The 18812-nt window shown below is 33.5% G+C and carries 13 protein-coding genes and 1 pseudogene; 11 read left to right on the forward strand and 3 right to left on the reverse strand.

The annotated features are described in order from the left end of the window. The first annotated feature begins 69 nt into the window (after positions 1-69). From EI427_RS04035 to EI427_RS04070, 8 genes are all read left to right on the forward strand, one after another. The gene (locus EI427_RS04035) at positions 70-693 is read left to right on the forward strand and encodes a DsbA family protein (RefSeq protein WP_126611892.1); all 624 of its coding nucleotides are present in this window, start codon (positions 70-72) and stop codon (positions 691-693) included. Then, positions 690-1388, forward strand: coding sequence for an SDR family NAD(P)-dependent oxidoreductase (locus tag EI427_RS04040; protein ID WP_126611895.1), 699 nt, complete (start codon positions 690-692; stop codon positions 1386-1388). Before EI427_RS04035 ends, EI427_RS04040 begins: the two co-directional genes overlap by 4 nt. A 574-nt stretch (positions 1389-1962) precedes the next feature. Continuing rightward, on the forward strand, positions 1963-4890 hold the full coding sequence (locus EI427_RS04045) for a SusC/RagA family TonB-linked outer membrane protein (protein ID WP_126618326.1): 2928 nt from the start codon (positions 1963-1965) through the stop codon (positions 4888-4890). A 12-nt stretch (positions 4891-4902) separates the two neighbouring features. Further along, the gene (locus EI427_RS04050; RefSeq protein ID WP_240655353.1) at positions 4903-6501 is read left to right on the forward strand and encodes a RagB/SusD family nutrient uptake outer membrane protein; all 1599 of its coding nucleotides are present in this window, start codon (positions 4903-4905) and stop codon (positions 6499-6501) included. A 67-nt stretch (positions 6502-6568) separates the two neighbouring features. Then, complete coding sequence (locus EI427_RS04055) at positions 6569-7687, forward strand: SusE domain-containing protein (RefSeq protein WP_126611899.1); 1119 nt, start codon at positions 6569-6571, stop codon at positions 7685-7687. A 134-nt stretch (positions 7688-7821) separates the two neighbouring features. Continuing rightward, on the forward strand, positions 7822-8313 hold the full coding sequence (locus EI427_RS04060; protein ID WP_126611901.1) for a GNAT family N-acetyltransferase: 492 nt from the start codon (positions 7822-7824) through the stop codon (positions 8311-8313). Between the two features lie 135 nt (positions 8314-8448). Beyond that, the gene (locus EI427_RS04065) at positions 8449-9081 is read left to right on the forward strand and encodes a peroxiredoxin (protein ID WP_126611903.1); all 633 of its coding nucleotides are present in this window, start codon (positions 8449-8451) and stop codon (positions 9079-9081) included. 158 nt (positions 9082-9239) lie between these two features. Then, positions 9240-10091 carry a hypothetical protein gene (locus EI427_RS04070; RefSeq protein ID WP_126611905.1) on the forward strand — a complete coding sequence of 284 codons (852 nt, stop codon included), beginning with the start codon at positions 9240-9242 and terminating at the stop codon, positions 10089-10091. A 97-nt stretch (positions 10092-10188) separates the two neighbouring features. Here EI427_RS04070 and EI427_RS26485 read toward each other — a convergent pair. Beyond that, positions 10189-11108 (reverse strand): annotated as a pseudogene (locus EI427_RS26485) (IS30 family transposase). Positions 11109-11479: 371 nt separating this feature from the next. On the opposite strand from EI427_RS26485, the gene EI427_RS04085 reads away from it, so the two are divergent. Further along, positions 11480-11977 carry an Lrp/AsnC ligand binding domain-containing protein gene (locus EI427_RS04085; RefSeq protein WP_126611911.1) on the forward strand — a complete coding sequence of 166 codons (498 nt, stop codon included), beginning with the start codon at positions 11480-11482 and terminating at the stop codon, positions 11975-11977. A gap of 134 nt (positions 11978-12111) precedes the next feature. Here the strand turns inward: EI427_RS04085 and EI427_RS04090 are convergent, their stop codons facing one another. Both EI427_RS04090 and EI427_RS04095 read right to left on the reverse strand, forming a co-directional pair. Then, entirely contained in the window at positions 12112-13818 is a 1707-nt protein-coding gene (locus EI427_RS04090) for a hypothetical protein (RefSeq protein ID WP_126611913.1), read from the reverse strand. A gap of 2 nt (positions 13819-13820) precedes the next feature. Next, positions 13821-16391 (reverse strand): PhoH family protein, encoded by a 2571-nt coding sequence (locus tag EI427_RS04095; protein WP_126611915.1) that lies wholly within the window; start codon positions 16389-16391, stop codon positions 13821-13823. A 139-nt stretch (positions 16392-16530) separates the two neighbouring features. On the opposite strand from EI427_RS04095, the gene EI427_RS04100 reads away from it, so the two are divergent. Continuing rightward, positions 16531-17907, forward strand: a complete 1377-nt coding sequence (locus EI427_RS04100; RefSeq protein ID WP_126611917.1) for a YfcC family protein — start codon at positions 16531-16533, stop codon at positions 17905-17907. Next, positions 17901-18806, forward strand: coding sequence for a lysylphosphatidylglycerol synthase domain-containing protein (locus EI427_RS04105; protein WP_170178389.1), 906 nt, complete (start codon positions 17901-17903; stop codon positions 18804-18806). Before EI427_RS04100 ends, EI427_RS04105 begins: the two co-directional genes overlap by 7 nt. The last annotated feature ends 6 nt before the right edge of the window (positions 18807-18812 follow it).

The raw sequence follows: 18812 nt of genomic DNA on the forward strand, positions 1-18812 counted from the left end.
TTACTTGGACTATTTTTTTATGGCTGATTTTTATCAATCTTTGCCAAAAATCAATCAAAATAGAATAAGATGAAATTAATATATGTAATGGACCCTCAATGTGGGTGGTGCTACGGAAATAGCAAGAATATTCAAAAAGTATATGAGGCTTACAAAGGTGAGGTAGAATTTGACTTTTTAGTTGGTGGAATGTGGATTGGCGATCAAGCGCCAAAAGGAGGAGAAGAAACAAATAACTTCATAAAACAACATTCTCCTCCGATGGAAGAAAAAACGGGTGCTCTTGTAAGTACAGAATTTTATGAGCTTTCTAAAGACGAATCTTATATTTTCTCTAGTTTCGAACCTGCATTAGCCATTACTTGGGTAAAAAAGAATGCCCCAGAAAAGTTGTTAGATTTTATATCAGAATTACAAAGAGCTCAATTTTATTTTGGTCAGCGTTATGATGATTTTAAAACCTATTTAACTATTCTACAAAATTTAGAAATAGATACAAAATCATTTATGGATGGTTGGGGTTCTGATGAAGACCAAAACGATACAATTGCAGAAATAAACCAAGCAAGGCACTTAGCAAATGGTTTCCCTTCTTTATTAATAGATAAAGGAGATGGTGAAGCGGAAGAATTAGCGGCAGGGTATTTTGATGGAGATGAAATGGTAGATAAAATTTACGGTTATACTGTATGATATGGCAAGGTAAAAAAGTAATGCTAACAGGAGGAAGCTCTGGCATAGGGTTAGAAGTTTTAAAACAATTATCTGATTTAGGAGCTGAAATTGTTTTTTGTGGAAAAGATGCTGATAAAGTAGAAAAGACTGCTCAGCAAACACTAGCAAAAGGGGTTACAGTAGATTTAAGTACAGAAGATGGAATTCTGACTTTCTTTAATTTTGCTATTCAAGAACTTACCACCGTAGATATTTTAATAAATAACGCAGGTTATGTTGTTGTGGCAGGTATAGAAGATTTAAAGCGTACTGATTTTGAATTAATGTATGCCATAAATGTTATTGCTCCAGCACGTTTAGTACAACTATGTATACCTTATTTTAAAAGACAGGATTACGGAGATATCGTTAATGTTGGTGCAACAGGAGGTAGTTATGGCTTTCCAAATGGTGGAGCTTATGCTTCTAGTAAGGCAGCTTTATTAAATTTATCTCAAACATTAGTAAAAGAATTAAGGAAAGATAATATTAGAGTTTTCCATATAGACCCAAGTTGGACTACAGGAACTTTTAATAATAATCTAGGTACTGAAATTCCTTTGGATGAAAATAGCTTAACAGCAGAAGATATTGCTGAGGTTATAATCTCAAATTTATCTTTAAAAAGAAGAGCTTTTGTTCCTCAAATAAGTATTTGGGCAACAAATCCGTAATACATTAAAATTAAGTTGCTATTTTTTTGAAAAGTAACGCTATTTAAAGAAAAGCATTTAGCAACCGGTTGTTAAATGCTTTTTTTATGTAAATCATTTTAGTTGCTAATAAAGGTGATGATAGTCATTAGGTTAGTTTCGTCTTTTAAGAGCTGTTATGTTAAACTAGATACTGCTTTTTATCATAAAATTAAGATTTACAGAAACCGTTTGCTTTAATAAATTTAACTTAAAATCAATGCGAGAGTGCATAGCGTTGAGTGTTATAAAAATATGTTTAGTTATTTGTGTTAAAATTAGCGTTGTTTTTTACAAAAAATTAATGCGAAAAATTAACGCATAAGTGTTAACATTGCACTTGTAATCTAAGCAATTATAGTATTGTATTTTTTTAAGTTTAAAATTTCGCAAGTTTAAATAAACAATAGCAGTATTGAAATGAATTTAGACCCTTTTTATAAGTAGGGGTCTAGACTAATACCTAATTTTATTATCATTATTTATTATGAAAAGAAATCTACTTCAGACAAACAAATGGTTTGTTTGTGCCTGGATCTTTACACTCTCAACCCTGATGAGTAACATTGTTTCCGCACAAGAAAAAACCATCAAAGGTACTATTGTTGATGAAAATGGCTCTCCATTACCAGGAGTGGCAGTGGTTATAAAAGGAACCACACAAGGTACAACCTCAGATTTTGATGGTCATTATAAGTTGACTATTGATAATCAGGCTTCTATTTTAATGTATAGCTATATCGGTTATCAAAAGAAGGAGATCACTCTTTCAACAGCAACAACCATTGATGTAAACATGGAAGTTGATGCAGAACAACTTGAAGAAGTTCTTGTAATTGGCTATGGTAGTGTCAATAAAAAAGATGCGACAGGTTCTGTAGAAGCCGTTACTGCCGATGGGTTTAACCAAGGTGCAATTACTTCACCTCAAGGTTTATTACAAGGTAAAGTTGCAGGTGTTCAGATCACGAACTCAGGTGGTGCTCCCGGTGCTGGATCAACAATTCGTATTCGTGGAGGGTCATCTCTATCGGCATCAAACGATCCATTAATTGTAATTGACGGTGTGCCTGTAGATTCTGAAGGTGTTGCAGGTATGCGTAACCCTTTAAATGCAATTAACCCTAATGATATTGAGAGCATGACTGTATTGAAAGATGCATCTGCTACAGCAATTTATGGTTCTCGTGCATCAAATGGTGTATTGATTATCACAACAAAAAAAGGAGAAAGCAATAGCTCTGAATTAAGTGTAAACTATTCGGGTTCTGTATCTGTAAATACACCAAACGAACAAGTGGATGTATTATCGGCAGATCAATATAGAGATTTAATGAGTGGCCGTCCGGGGGAACATTTATTAGGCGATGCAAATACTGATTGGCAACAAGAAGTTTTAAGAACAACTGTTAGTACAGATCAAAATGTTGGTGTTTCTGGTAACATTAAAGGTGTTTTGCCATTTAGAGCAACAGTAGGTTATAACCTAGATAATGGTACAATGCAGACATCTCAGATGGAACGTACTACTGTAAACCTTAATTTATCACCTACGTTTTTAGGCGATCATTTAAAAGTAAATGCATCAATTAAAGGTATGTTTGTAGATAACCAATTTGCAAATACTGGTGCAATGGGTTCTGCTGTAGTTTACGATCCAACTCAACCTGTAAAAAGTAACGACCCTGCGTACGCACCTTATGGTGGCTACCATACGTGGTTACAAAATGGAGCTCCTTCTGTAAATGCACCTTCTAACCCAATGGCAATGTTGGAACAAGAAAATAACAATGCTAAAGTAAATAGAAGCATTGGTAATATGCAGTTAGACTACAAAATTCATGGATTTGAAGATTTGAGTGTAAAAGTAAATGCAGGTTATGATTATTCATCTTCTAATGGTAGTATTTACGCTGGTGAAGAAACTGCATGGAACATTAATAATGGAGCAACAGGTGGTTTTGTAAGTGATTATACAGAAAATAAACGTAACGAATTATTAGATGTTTATTTACAATACAACAAAGAAATAGGTAAATCTAGATTTGATGTAATGGGTGGTTATTCTTGGCAGCACTTCTATTCTGAAGGAACAAGTAATGAGAATAACGTACAAGGAAATGTTGAAAACCCAAAAGAGAATATCTGGGCAACAGAATATTATTTAGTTTCCTTCTTTGGTAGATTTAATTATACATTTAATGATAAGTACATGGCAACAGTTACTGTTCGTCAAGATGGGACTTCTCGTTTTTCACCTAATAACAGATGGGGTACATTCCCTTCTTTAGCATTGGCTTGGAAGATTAATGAAGAGCCTTGGATGCAAGGTTTTGATAAATTATCTAATCTTAAATTAAGAGCAGGTGTTGGTATTACTGGTCAGCAAAATATTGGTGGAGGAGATTACCCTTATATGGCTAGATATACATATGGCGATGCACAGTCACAATATTCTTATTATGATCCAAACACAGGCCAGATTATTTATGTACCTACAATTCGCCCAGAAGGATACGATGAGAATATTAAATGGGAAGAAACGGTTACTTATAACGTTGGTTTAGACTATGGTTTCTTTAACGACAGAGTAACAGGTGCAGTTGAAGGGTATTACAGAGTTACTAACGATTTATTAAACATGGTACCTGTTCCGGCAGGTTCTAACCTTACAAACATGTTACTTACTAACGTAGGTTCTATGGAAAATAAGGGTATTGAATTATCTGTAAACACTAAAATTATTCAGAAGAAAGATTTCCATTGGGATTTTGGTGTGAACTTCACTTACAATGATTCAAAAATTACAAAACTGACAATGGTAGATGATCCTAACTATGAAGGAGTAAAAGTTGGTGGTATCTCTGGTGGTACTGGCGAAACAATTCAAATTCATAAAGAAGGATATGCTCCGTACTCATTCTTAGTGTATGAACAAATTTATGACGAAGGTGGAAAGCCAATTGAAGGCGCCTATGTTGATAGAAATGGAGATGGTGTAATTGATGAAAAAGATATGTACATCGCTGGAGACCCTATGGCAAATGTATACTTAGGTTTTACAACGCGTGTATCTTATAAGAACTGGGAGTTTAGTATGGCAGGTCGTGCTAGTTTTGGAGGTCAGGTGTATAATAACGTAGACTCGAACAATGCGTATTATAACAACTTGTATTCATCAGCCAATGGAAATACAAATAACGTAACTTCTGATATTTACAATACAGGTTTCCAAAATGCACAGTTAAAATCAGATTACTATGTTCAGGATGCTAACTTCTTTAGAATAGACAACATTATGGTAGGTTATAACTTCAATAACTTAAATGATGGCAAGATGACGGCAAGAGTTTTTGGTACAGTAAACAACCCTTGTGTATTCTCTAATTACAAAGGTGTAGATCCAGAAATTCAAGGAGGTATTGATAACAATATGTATCCTCGTCCTACAACATTTATGTTAGGTGTAAATGTGAACTTCTAAAACATAGCAACAATGACAATCAAAAATATAAAAACATCTATAGGAGTAGCTATTTTAGTTTTAGCAACTTCACTTACCTCTTGTGTACATCAACTAGATACCGTTCCTGTTGATCCGAGAGAAAAAACAAAAGACAATACGTACACTGACCTTGCAAGTTACCAACAAGGTTTATCAAAATTATATGCAGGTTATGCAACAACGGGTCAGCAAGGACCTGCTGGTGATGGTGATTTAGGAGGTATTGACGAAGGAGCATCTCAATATTTAAGAAGACTTTGGGAAGCACAAGAATTACCTACTGATGAAGCAATCAACGGATGGACCGATCCAGGTCAACCTTCTATGAGTTTCATGAATTGGGTATCAACAAATACTTTAATTGAAGCACTGTATAACCGTGTCATTTATCAGGTAACGATATGTAATCAGTATTTAAGAGATACGAAAGATGCTCCTTTTGAGGAAGTGAAAGCGTATAGAGCTCAAGCAAGGTTTTTAAGAGCATTTTCTTACTGGCATGCACTTGATTTATTCGGGAATATAGTTCCTTTTGTTACAGAAAATGATAATGTAGGATCTGATTTGCCAAACCCTGCAGGGGAACTAGGCGGTACTGAATTATTTGATTACATAGAAGCAGAACTTTTAGCAATTATAGAAACTTCTGCAGAGGAGCAATTAATTGATGCTAACGCTGGTTTAGTAGGCCAAGCAAATAAAGGTGCAGCATATATGTTACTAGGTAAATTGTATTTAAATGCTGGAGTATATATCAATCAAGATAGATTAACAGAAGCAAAAAAATATACAGATTTAGTAGTTAGTAACTATACGTTAGTAGAAAGTGCTACTCAGGATTACACTGCTTACGAAACGTTATTCTTAGCAGATAATTACTTGCAACATAAAGAGATCATTTTCGCCATTAACTTTGATGGTAACTATACACAAACTTATGGCGGTACAACTTACCTTGTATGCGCATCTGTTGGTGGAGAAATGGATGCTGCCAAGTATGGTATTGGTGGCGGATGGGGTGGTAACCGCTCTATGCCTTCTTTATATGAATTATTTGAAGATGGAAACGAAAATCAAATAGATCCAAGAGGTTTATTCTTTAAAGGGAATAAAAGAGAGGTAACTGATTATAGAGAATTTACTGAAGGTTACGGAATTGAGAAATTCAAGAACATGAAATCAGATGGCTCTGGTGCTACTCGTTTAGATTTTGTAGACACAAACTTCCCTGTATTCCGTTTAGCAGATGCTTTACTAATGCAAACAGAAATTGATTATAGACTTTCTGGATCAGCATCAAATTTAAATGTTAAGAAACTTTGGGATAGAGTAGGTAGAACGGGTGCTGTTCCACAAATCTCAGAAGAATTTTTATTAGCAGAAAGAGCAAGAGAATTGTACTGGGAGGGACATAGACGTACAGATTTAAGACGTTTTGGACAATACTCAAACGGTACTTATGTAGCTCCTTGGTCTTATAAAGGTGGTGTTGTAGATGGTAAGGATGTTGATTCTAAGTATGAGTTATATCCATTACCTGCATCCGATGTTGGAGCAAATCCAAACCTTAAACAAAACCCTAATTATTAGTAATTTAATAACTCAGTTATATTATAGTATAACTGAGTTGTTGTAATGCGATTTAAATTTGATAATAATGAAATTTAATAAACTATATATCAGCACTTTAAGTGTTATTTTGATGGCTTTTATGTCTTGTGAAACACAGGATAAAACAGTCTATCATCCAAGTAATGCAACTGCACCAGTTTTAGAAGACCCAATTACTAAAACGGAGTATATCTTTACAGAAGATAATTTACAAGAAGAATGGGAGGTAGTATCTTGGTCAGAAGCAAATTTAGGTGTAACTGCTGCAACACAATATGCAGTTCAGGTAGCTTTGCAAGGGGATAGTGCAAATGTAGCAACAATTGTAGAAACCACTAATTTAACGGCGAATATCACGAATGAGGAGATTAATAAAGCATTAAATGAATTAGCGGTATCACCAGGTAACGTTACAGATTTTGATATTAGAGTTAAAGCTTTTGCTGGGAAATTAGAAACACCAGTAGAAGGTATTCAGGCAATACCATCAAATCATTTTGGTTTTGCAGCAGCTGTTTTTGCGCAAGCATCTGAAGTCTTTTTAGTGGGCTCATTTAGTGGTTGGAATCCAGAATCTACAGATTTCGCATTAGAGAAAACATCCGATATTAAATTTACAGGGATACACTATATCAAAAAAGATGGTGAAAATAATGCTGTATTTAAAGTATTAGAATTTTTAGGTGATTGGGGTTCTGAGTGGAACTACTCTGCCTTTGAAGGTAGGCATTCATCTAACATCCAAAAAGACGAAGGAGAAAGCTCAAATATTGTATTAAATGATGAGGCTCGAAATTATCATTTTGAAATAGATGCTACCGATCCAGAAAAGAAAACGCTTCAAGTAAGAAAGTACGGTATCTTTAAAGTTGGTTCTGAAAATGGATGGAATAATGCTGACGAGACAAATATGGAATTTATACCAACTGCAGAAGATGAAAAGGTACTTGTTTATACAGGACCTTTAAAATCTGGAGAAGAATTCAAATTTGTAAATGTGTTGGGTTCTTGGGATTACGGAAACTATGGTTTCAATGAAATATCAGCAGCAGCAAGTAGTATTAAATTAGAAGAAAAAGGAGGGAACTTCACTTATACAGGAGCAGATGTAGCTACAGCAACATTTACTTTAAATATAGAAACGATGACGTTGTCGGTAGAATAATAGCTACTGATCAATTAAATCAATTAGCAGTTCTAGCAATAGGGCTGCTTTTTTTGTTTCTATTTATAATGTTACCTCCCGAATTTGGATAAATATATCCATCAACCGATATTCATCATTCTAAAGAATAAAAAATGATAGAGATCGTAAAAGCCACAACAGACCAACAATTAGTAATAATTGAACAACTAGCAGAAAAAATATGGAAAGCACATTATATACCAATAATAGGCACAAAACAGGTAGATTATATGCTCGATAAGTTTCAGTCTTTTACAGCTATGAAACAGCAAATATTAGACGGGTTAGAATATTACGAACTTAAGTTTAATAAAGAAAGTGTTGGTTACATTGGTTTTAAAAACGAAGAGGAAACTGTGTTTTTAAGTAAGGTGTATGTAGATGCCGACTACAGAGGGAAGAGTATTGGAAAAAAGGCCATACAGTTTGTAGAAAAACAAGCAAAGGATAGAGGTAAAAAGGGAGTACGCCTCACGGTAAATAAATACAACGAAAATTCTATTGCTGTTTATAAAAAAATGAATTTTGAAGTAGTTGATGAAGTAGTTGCAGATATAGGGCAGGGATATGTTATGGATGATTATGTTTTAATAAAGAACATCTAATTGTGATGTAAATAAAGGAGTGTATTAGCTTGATAATTATCATTAAAAAAAGGTGACAAAAGTAGGTTTTAAGCTAATAAAGACTACTTTTGTGATGACAAAAATAAACTTTGTTTAACGTAAAAAATTAATTCAATGTCAATAGTTAATAAGGCAGCACCATTGTTCACTGCAGGTGCAGTAATCAACGGAGAAGAGATTGTAGAAAGCTTTTCTTTAGAGCAATTTATTGGTAAGAAAGAAGTAGTACTTTTCTTCTATCCAAAAGATTTTACTTTTGTATGTCCAACTGAAATCTTGGCATTTCAAGAGAAATTACCTGAATTCGAAAAAAGAGGAGTTCAAGTAATTGGTGTTTCTACAGATACTGAAGAAACTCACTTAGCTTGGTTAATGACACCAAAAAAAGAAGGTGGTATTGAAGGTGTAACTTATCCTTTAGTAGCAGATGCTTCTAAAACTATTGCAATGAACTACGGTGTATTAGGTGGAGAGTATACTTTTGACGAAGATAAAGGTCAATGGTCTTTCGAAGGAGCTCCAATTGCACTTCGTGGTACATTCTTAATCGACAAAGCTGGTAACGTTAGACACCAAGTAGTTAACGATTTTCCTCTAGGTCGTAACATCGAAGATACATTACGTATGGTAGATGCTCTTCAATTCACTGAGAAACACGGTGAGGTTTGTCCTGCAAACTGGGAAGAAGGTAAAGATGCAATGAAAGCCACTCGTGATGGTGTTGCAGATTACTTATCTAATCACTAAGAATATAAAAGAGTTTTAATGCTCTATTTAGCCTCAATCGAAAGATTGAGGCTTTTTTTATGCCCTTTGATATATGGATTTAATATAATTATGCGTTATCTAAAAAAAGCATTAATATCTAATGTATATTTGCGGCAAGTAAAACAACTAACAATGTTATGAGAAAGTCATTAGTATTAACAATTGCAGCTTGTCTACTGACAACACTGGCAATTGCTCAAGATTACTACGTACTGCATTTAACTGGAGACATAAAAGAAACTTCTTCACAAAGGAACTTAATAGTAGGTGATGTGATTTCCCCACAGACAGAACTTACTTTTTTTTCAGCAAATGCAAAGGCACTAGTAGTAAGTGCAGAGAAAGGGAGAATGTTATTGGACGGCTCTAAAGCTAAAGATAACAGACGAGGGGAGTTTATTGCATTACTTGAAAATGTAATTATGCCTGTTGCTGCAAATAAAAATTTAAGCAGCAGACGTGTAGGCGTTATCGAGAATAAAGATATTGAAGATATCAGCGAATTTTTTGGTTCTAATATGAGAGCTGTATTAGGAGATACCTTTACACTTCATTTAGATAAAGAGGTATTTAAAAAGAAAGGTGGTTTTAGTTATATCTATCAGTATAGTATTGATGGTAAATCAAAAATCAACAAAGTATTAAAAGTATACGATGGGGAGATGATGCTTGATAAAAAAGCATTGTATCTTATAGAAGATTACAAGACGCCAGAAAGTGGATCTGAAGTAGAGTTTTATTCTACCAACGTAATTTCAAAACAATCTAACTTATTGGCTAAAGTAAATATCTGCTACGTAAATGATAAAGATTTATGGAAAGAGATGGATACACTTATTAAAGCTTTAAGTATTTCTGGAAAAGATCAGGAGATTATTCAAGTAGCTTCAGATTATATTAACGAACAATATGGTGAGCCATTCCCTGGTGAACTAGAAAATTGGTTAATCAAGAAAGGATTTATACCTGCCTCTCAAGAATTGAAATAATTAAAAAAGGTTATCCTTCAATAAAAAAATCGGTTCATCTATTATGTTAGATGAACCGATTTTTTTTAAAACTTGAATTCTAATAACAATTGCAACTTTAGGCTGCACTAATATCAATATTATTTATAAGCTCAATAGGACTATAAAATCCATACCTTTTACGAGGTCTATTATTGAGTTTATTTTCAATTTTGGAGATATACTTTAAAAGTACATCTTCCATACTCTGACCTTTAGGAAAATATTGTCTTAATAACCCATTTGTGTTTTCATTTGTACCTCTTTGCCAGCTAGAGTAAGGATCTGCGAAATAGGCTACAGTATTACATAATTCTTCTATTTTCTGATGACAAGCAAACTCTTTTCCATTATCAAAAGTAATAGTATACCAAGGAATTGGCGTTCTTTCATACATTGATAACAATGTAGCACCTACATCATTTTCTGATTTACTATTTGCCTTTCCTACTAATAGATACCCACTCTTTCTATCTACTAAAGTTACAAGCACAGCAGAACGAGCTTTAGTACCAATTACCACGTCAGCTTCCCAATGTCCTATTTCAGAACGATTATCAGCTTCTATTGGTCTAGTACGTATATTTTTCCTGTTTGTAAGTTTCCCTCTAGTTTCCTTAGAGGCTCTTTTAACGAAGGATTTTGACTCATCTGAGAATATATAATTTGATATACTGTTTCAACACACGGAAAGGAGCCTCCTTCTAAGCGTTTCCGATTTACAAGTTGTTCAGGACTATATTGGTTAACCTCTAATGCAGACAGAATTTCATCTTTATATTCTATTGTAGAACTATGAAAACCAGTTTGTTTACATTTCTTTTTAAGGTATCGTTTATGAGCATACTCAGCATCGTATCCATCAAGGTGATCACAACGCTTTAATTCTCTACCTACAGTCGATTTATGAACGTTGATTTTATCAGATATTAAACTATTTGAATATCCTTCTTCTAAATACGTTTCTATTTTATACCTTTGTGATAGGGTAAGATCCATCTTTATTGCAATTTTGTTTTTAAACAATTTTGGTCAGACTTTAAAGATAGTCTTACCTTTTTTATTTGCCTAAAATGGGTTGCAACTGTTTCTAGAATCTAAGAAATGAAAAAGGTACACAAAAAATTCGCATACCTTTAACCTTAACCAATAAACAACACATAAAATAAACACATGCTAAAAGCTACGAAGGATTTTCACCTTTTCATCTTAAACCGAAGTTTTCTGACATAGCTTTTCTGTATTTGAATTACAAATTTAGTGTATATTTCAAAAAATTGAAATCTTTTTAAAGTTATTAATTAAGAATTTCAATAATTGTAATAAATTTGGGTAAATAATGAAGTGTATTTAATAAAATGGCCGAACTTATGGAAAAAATACCTGAGATTGATCACGTCGATATAAAGATTTTGTCCGAATTATTGAAAGATGCGAAAACTCCGTACACGGAAATCGCTGAAAGAATATTTGTTTCGGGCGGAACAGTTCATGTTAGAATGAAAAAAATGGAGAAAATGGGGATCGTAAAAGGTTCAACATTAGATCTCGATTTTTCAAAATTAGGATATGATATTACATCGTTCTTGGGCATCTATTTAGAAAAGAGTAGTCTGTACGAAGAAGTATGTACTGAGCTAGAAAAAATTCCTGAAATCCTTAATTTGCATTATACAACTGGAGATTGGAGTATATTCGTTAGAATTGCTTGTAGAGATACAAATCACCTTCGCCAAGTATTGCATGATAAAATACAAAGCATATCAGGTATATCTAGAACAGAAACATTTATTTCGTTAGAAGAGAAGTTCAACAGGCCGTTAGCTTTTGACGAATCTGAAATGACTAGTTCTGAAGAAGAAGTCTAAGTCTATCATAGATTATTTAGATATGTCGACTTAAAGTCAATTATATAAAAAAACGAAGCATAAATAATATGCTTCGTTTTTTTATTTTTTAGCGAAAATGGTTAGATACTAAAATAGTAGATTAACTAATTATTTTATACTCCAACATTCCATTCTCGCATCATTTTCTTGATACAATTTTTTATAGGATCATTGCTTTCAGCATTGTTCATTACAATACCAATAATAGGTAAGAAATTATCATCATAGTTCATTGTCCATACAGGTCTGCCATAACAAGCATTAGGGCAGATTAACCATAGGAAATCAGGCTTCTGATGATCTCTTCTTTCTCCTATAACTCGAACACAAGTATAATACTTAAACGAAGACTCTTTTAGATCTTGATCTAAGACAGTTTTCGCCATCTTATACTTTGCATCCAGAATACCATATCGTAAAGAAAGGTGAGGATCCATATACTCAACAACAAAATCGGGAGTATAATAGAAACTATCTCTATGAGGTTTACCATGTAAAACCAAGTGGGTATCTGTAGGTTCTCTTCCAATTTGGGGTTGATAAAGGAAATTCATTTGCCAACGTCCTTTAATTGGTTGAATTGATACGCGCTTTGGAATAAATTCGCCTTCTTCTAAAGGGCTTTCGTCAATCTTAACATTATAATCTTTAAAGCACTCAACTAACGCATCATAGAGTTGGTAGTAGGTATAAAGTTCATAAATTTGATCTAAGAATGACGTCTTAAGCGAAGAACTATTTTCATTGGTATCTATCTTTAGGTTATACACCTGTAATAGACTTAAAAATATCTTAGAATATAGATTTACCGATCCAAAACGCTTTGTTAATCTCGGAGGATGAACATTGGGTTTTGTGTTTGGTAATAATTGCATGTACTTTCTTTCAAGACGGTATAATCTTGTCTTGATATCATTAACATCCTCTATAGCCTGAGAGTTGATGATAACTTGTGCAGCTTCAAAAGTAGCGTAACCATTACCATCTCCTTGAAAATAATTTTTAGAATCATTTATTAGATGAATATGAGTGATCAAATCATCTAATAATTTTCTAGCCCAATAAAAGCCACCTAAAATACACTCATTTTCGTACGTAGCATACTCCATTTTAACAACGGGAGCTTCAATACGATCAATAACAGTGTACTGTCCATTAATTTCTATAGCATCTGGATGATCTTTTAACGAATCATCAAAATAGAGTTCGTCAAGGTGTTCTATTAACCAATCAATACTCTGACTGTCAATATCAGCGGTGGCAAAATCTTGTATTTCCCTTTCTTGAACTGTAGAATACCTTGGGCTATGTGCCAAATCAGGAAGAATATCTTCCATGTCATTGATAAATTTATCCAAAGGTCCTAAACGGGTCATTGATAAAGTTGAAGGTTTCTTCTTCTTATCATCCTCAGATTCTTCTCTAGTAAAGAGTTTTAGAATTAACGACTTATTCTTTTTATATAAATAAGTGATCATCCCCTCTGCATCGTCAGAGCTTAGTTTAGATGCATCTATACGTACCTGAAAAGGTTCTCCGCCACAAGTAACTGTGGCAACACCTAATTGGTTCGAAAAATGCTGACCTAATCCAACGGTTATTCTACTTTCCCTTTCTGAATTGTGGATTAAAGAATTTTCTACTTCAACACCATCTATAGTGACTTTTGTGTTAACAGGAAGTTCAAAATATTGGAATTCTAACTCATAGAAATGATGCTCCAAAACAACGTGTAAACCGTCGATTGGGAGCACCTCTTCTCTTTCTGTATTGTAAGGTGGAGAGTTATCTTTTCTTATATGAAAAATCTTAAACTCCATTTTTATCCGTCTATTGAGAAGTAATTATAGAAATGATGATTAAATCCTTCTTTAGCACCTCTGTCTAACATCTTTTGTAAAGTCCACTCAGCATGAGAGTCCTTAAGGTTAAACCCTTTTACAATGTCTAGTAGTGTTTTCAATCCTTCACGAGCTTCTGCTCCTTGCAAGTTGATACGAGTAAAGACACGTTGAGCTAAGCAATAATCCAATGGACGGAATTGTTCGTTCATTGCACTATGTGCTAAATTACAATACTCAATAACTGCTTTTCTAGTTCTTAAACTAATTTGAATTCCAAGGTTGCTTAATTCAGCAGAAATTTGCTCAAATCGTTCTTCAAGTTCAGTATCAATAAACTCAAGCTGATCTGGAGCTAATTCTTGTTTGAAATCTTTTAAATCAAATAAGTCACGAATACTATCAAATGGTATTTCGTAAGCCTCAGGCATAATAATTTCTGAACTGATTAACGGGACGTCCCTCTTTGGCAAGTCTAACCTTACAATATGAGATCTGTCTAATAATCTAGGCGAAATTTGTTCTGTAGTAGAATCTAAGTTTAAAGTACCAAGAAAACGTAAGTTGTTGGCATATTCAATAAACTCATTATTACCTAAAGAGATTTTTATACCTTTATCCATCTGTGCTTTGGTATCTGTATTCGAGTAGAATGCAGCCCAATAATACTCAATAGGAGAGAGGTTAGCCTCATCTAATAAGCAATATGACATAGGAGATTGGTGGTATGATGTAGATTTGAACTCACCATCTAATTGCTTTAAGAGGTCGTACAAATCTGTATTTGCTCTCTGAAAACGTTTAGATAGAGGGTTTGCAAATCCAATAATATCTTTTTGAGATGACCATCCTCTTGCAACAGGTATTTCTGAGAAACGTTCTGGCCTTGCTAAAGATTGAATCATGAACCTACTCAAAGATGTTTTACCAGAGCCTGGAGGTCCCCATAATAACGTAATTGAGTTCTGATGCATGGCAATCAAAACATTAGCAATAAAATGATCAGGGTAATTACGTCCTAATCTTCCCAAACGTTTGTGTACTTTCTGAGAAAGGTCTTTTAGAGAATTTATTTGTGTTTCATTCTCAATAGAATAATCTTTTAATTCAAAATCATTCTTTTGTTGAGGAAGCTGATTTTGCCCTGAAGAAGCAGAATTGAAAACATCGAATTGCATCTTTGTTTTTAATAAATTCTTCAAAGATTTATCAGCATCTTCTTGAACCTGAATAAATTCTTCTTTTAAAGCATCAATAGAAACATCTAGATTATGTTTCACATTTCTTGCGTTATCAATTTCTTCATTGATTCTTGCAAGGTTATCAAATGTGTGTGCTAATTCTATAGCCTCTGCTTTATCCGATAATTCTTCACGTACTTTTTCAAGCTTAGACAATCCTTCTTCAATTTCTTTATTGATCGCAGATTCTCTTTCTTTCTGAAGGCTTTCTCTAATCTTCTGTTCGTTCTGACGAAGATTATTTATGCCATCTTCAAGGTCTTGAATTTCTTCTGAAAAACGAGCACTCTCTTTTTTAATCTGATCTCTTTCTCTCTTTTGTTGAGCGATAGAGTTATCCAATTCAAGCTTTTCGCTTTGTAATCCATCTAAACTTGCTTTGAAGAAATCATTTTCTGCCAAAGAAGTAACGAATTGTTGTAAGTATTGAAGATTTTCTTGAGGTCTAGCAAATAATTTTTCAAGACGTTGATAACGTTCATGAAAAGATGTAATTGTATTGTCCTTAGAAATTGCTTTCCATACTTTATCAGCAACCTCTAAAGATTGCTTTTTATTTAACTGATCTTCTGCCCATTTAAATAGATCTTGTCTACTAATAAAATCAACAGTATCAACAATATAGTATTCAATATCTTGTGTAGAACGAACAAGCTTACGCTTTAATCCTTCTTCAGGCATATTAAATTCTAAATAAGCATCTTTTGGTAATTCATATACCTCAACGCTTTTACGTACTCCAGTAGCAGAAAGACGAATAGTCTTTGCTTCGGTACTTGTTTTAACGCCCACAAAAGGTCCATAAATAAGGCCTTCTTTAGTTTGGGCAAAGAACTTGCGTTCTTGGGCTACATAGACTTCGTTAATGATGTCATAGTAGTGCTTGTCTGGATGAAATAAATGTAATTCAAGGTCAATTTCACCGGGAAAGATTTCTAATAGTTGATCTTCAGATAATACACCTAAGCGATCAGCATGAGTGATGTGTTTGGTTAAAGAATTTTCTTTATTGTAAGCATCATCGTCCGTTAATTGTTTATTTGGACGTACGCCTTTAACTTTAATTAATTCTTCTAATTTAAAATCAGTAGTTAACGTATAGGGTGCACTTGCTAAAAATATAGTCTCACCTAACTTATTAATGTCTAATTTAAACCATTCTTCGCCATCAAAATAAAATAATGGAATTATAAATTTTTTATGCTGCTTAAAATTCTGAGGATGCTGAGCACCAACTATGTAACTATCTTCTCCTAATGCCTTGTAACTATCATAATCATCAAAAATGTCATCTAATTCTGTAATTTTCATTTTTTAGTAATTGTATATTTATACTAATTCACCATGAAAAATAGTCAAACTTACGCTATAATAAAAGTGATTTTTTTTAGTTTGTTATAGATGTGTTCAATAAGTTTGTGTTAATGTCTTTTAGAATACATCAATCAACATGAAAAAACTTCCTGATACACTTGTCATCGCTTCTGCGATTTTACTATTATTTATAGGCTTTACTTGGCTTATCTCAGCAGGAGAGTACAGTAGGGAGTTAGTAAATGGACGTAATGTTTTGGTACCAGGAAGTTATCAAGAAGTCACTCCATCACCTCAAGGAATTACCTCATTTTTTACTGCTCCTTTAAAAGGGTTTATTTCTGCAGCAGAAATAATTGCCTTTATTTTTATTGTAGGTGGTGCTTTTGGGATGATGACAACAACAGGTGCTATTGAATCTGGATTACAAAGATTAGTTGGATGGAGTAATAAACATGCACTCTATAAAAAGATAATAATTCCGGTAATTATCGTATTTTTCTCTATTGCAGGAGCAACATTTGGAATGTCAGAAGAAGTCTTGATTTTTATTCTGATAACACTTCCAATGTCTAGAGCAATGAAATTGGATCCTATAGTAGGAGTTGCCATTCCATTTGTTGGAGCAGGTATTGGCTTTGCTGGTGCAATTAGTAACCCGTTTACAATAGGTATAGCACAGGCAATTGCAGAAGTTCCTCTTTTTAGTGGATGGGAATACAGAATTTTTGTTTGGGTTATTTTTACAATAATTGGTGTTGTGTATATCATGCGTTATGTGTCGAAGATAGCCAACGACTCTTCTAAAAGTTTAATGGCTGATAGTATTGAACAAAATAATGAGTTGGAAGATGCTGATATCATTCCTTTTACAATAAGAAGATCACTTGTGTTAATAACGTTTGCCTCTGGGATTGTAATGCTTGTTATTGGTGTAGCAAAATACCATTGGTATATGATTGAAATCGGGGCCTTGTTTTTCGCAATTGGCGTAATATCGTGTATAATATGTGGTATCCATGTAGATAAAATAAGTGCTGGTTTTGTAAAAGGAGCAAAAGAAATGATGACTGCAGCATTAGTTGTTGCCTTTTGTAAAGGTATCTTGATAGTAGCATCCGACGGTAAAATTATAGATACAGTATTGCATGGTATTGCAGGTATGGTTAGCGGACTTCCAAAAGTTGCATCTATAGAAGCAATGTTTATTTTTCAGAGTGCTTTAAATACATTCCTACCTTCAGGGTCAGGTCAAGCTGCATTAACAATGCCTATAATGGCTCCTTTAAGCGATTTGTTGGGAATATCAAGACAGGTTGCTGTGTTGGCTTTTCAATTTGGAGATGGGCTTACCAACCTAATAATTCCAACAAGTGGTGTAACGATGGGTGTGTTATCTATTGCTAAAATCCCATATGAAACTTGGGTGAAATGGATGGGCCCACTTTTGGTTATTTTAATGCTTGCTGCAGGTATTTTACTTTTAATACCAATGTATTTTGGTTTATGGTAATTTCAAAAAAATATATCAGTTACTTTTTAAAGACACTCGCTATTTTTTTAGGAGGTTTAGCTATTTATCAATTTGTAGATAAAACACCTTGGGAAAAGGTAGTTATTACCCATCCTATATTATTGGTTTTCGCATTTTTATTAATGCCTGTAAATTGGTTACTAGAATCTTACAGGTGGAAATTATTAATTTCACCTTTAGTTAAGCTTAATTTTAAGCAAGCTTTAATTGGTGTTTTATCGGGTTTAGGAGCTGCTTTTTTAGGAGGGAGAGCCATCGGTAATTCATTAGGAAGATATTGGGTTTTACCACAAAATATAGAACGAAAAAAGTCGGTTGGAGCACTGTTTTTTTCTCAGTTTACACAAGGAATTTTCACCTACATATACGGTACTTTAAGTGTCTTTTTATTGATAGGGTTTCAGTGGTTATTTCCAATTAAATGGACTGCTGTTTTTATTCTTTTTATAGTGATTTTTATATCGATAATAGGTCTATTTTATAGCATAAAATCATCTTCTAAAATCAAGGAATTATTTATTTATTATTTTGATATGATAAATGAATACGATAAACCATTAATACTAAAAACACTTACTGCAGCTCAGTTAAGGTACTTTATATTTTCTTTTCAATTTATTTTAGTGATGTTATCGCTAGATGTACAATTGTCATTTCAGACTTTATGTTTAGTTGTTCCCTCTATTTTTCTGATTAAAACGCTCGCACCAAGTCTTTCCGGAATGTTAGATTTAGGGGCTAGAGAGCTTTCTACCCTCTATATCTTTACACTATTGAATGCAGATGTTAATATTGCACTAATGTCTTCACTAATTATTTGGGGGATAAATATTCTTCTGCCATCTTTAGTTGGGCTAACAATACGTTGGCGATTGTAAAGTAAT

The organism is Flammeovirga pectinis, assembly GCF_003970675.1.
GTDB lineage: Bacteria > Bacteroidota > Bacteroidia > Cytophagales > Flammeovirgaceae > Flammeovirga > Flammeovirga pectinis.

Excerpts from the sequence above, each read along its gene's own strand:
- EI427_RS04105 (WP_170178389.1), top strand. The coding sequence starts at position 17,901 with ATGGTAATTTCAAAAAAATATATCAGTTACTTTTTAAAGACACTCGCT.
- EI427_RS04085 (WP_126611911.1), top strand. The coding sequence starts at position 11,480 with ATGGAAAAAATACCTGAGATTGATCACGTCGATATAAAGATTTTGTCC.
- EI427_RS04095 (WP_126611915.1), bottom strand. The coding sequence starts at position 16,391 with ATGAAAATTACAGAATTAGATGACATTTTTGATGATTATGATAGTTAC.
- EI427_RS04035 (WP_126611892.1), top strand. The coding sequence starts at position 70 with ATGAAATTAATATATGTAATGGACCCTCAATGTGGGTGGTGCTACGGA.
- EI427_RS04090 (WP_126611913.1), bottom strand. The coding sequence starts at position 13,818 with ATGGAGTTTAAGATTTTTCATATAAGAAAAGATAACTCTCCACCTTAC.
- EI427_RS04060 (WP_126611901.1), top strand. The coding sequence starts at position 7,822 with ATGATAGAGATCGTAAAAGCCACAACAGACCAACAATTAGTAATAATT.
- EI427_RS04055 (WP_126611899.1), top strand. The coding sequence starts at position 6,569 with ATGAAATTTAATAAACTATATATCAGCACTTTAAGTGTTATTTTGATG.
- EI427_RS04045 (WP_126618326.1), top strand. The coding sequence starts at position 1,963 with ATGAGTAACATTGTTTCCGCACAAGAAAAAACCATCAAAGGTACTATT.
- EI427_RS04065 (WP_126611903.1), top strand. The coding sequence starts at position 8,449 with ATGTCAATAGTTAATAAGGCAGCACCATTGTTCACTGCAGGTGCAGTA.
- EI427_RS04100 (WP_126611917.1), top strand. The coding sequence starts at position 16,531 with ATGAAAAAACTTCCTGATACACTTGTCATCGCTTCTGCGATTTTACTA.
- EI427_RS04070 (WP_126611905.1), top strand. The coding sequence starts at position 9,240 with ATGAGAAAGTCATTAGTATTAACAATTGCAGCTTGTCTACTGACAACA.
- EI427_RS04050 (WP_240655353.1), top strand. The coding sequence starts at position 4,903 with ATGACAATCAAAAATATAAAAACATCTATAGGAGTAGCTATTTTAGTT.
- EI427_RS04040 (WP_126611895.1), top strand. The coding sequence starts at position 690 with ATGATATGGCAAGGTAAAAAAGTAATGCTAACAGGAGGAAGCTCTGGC.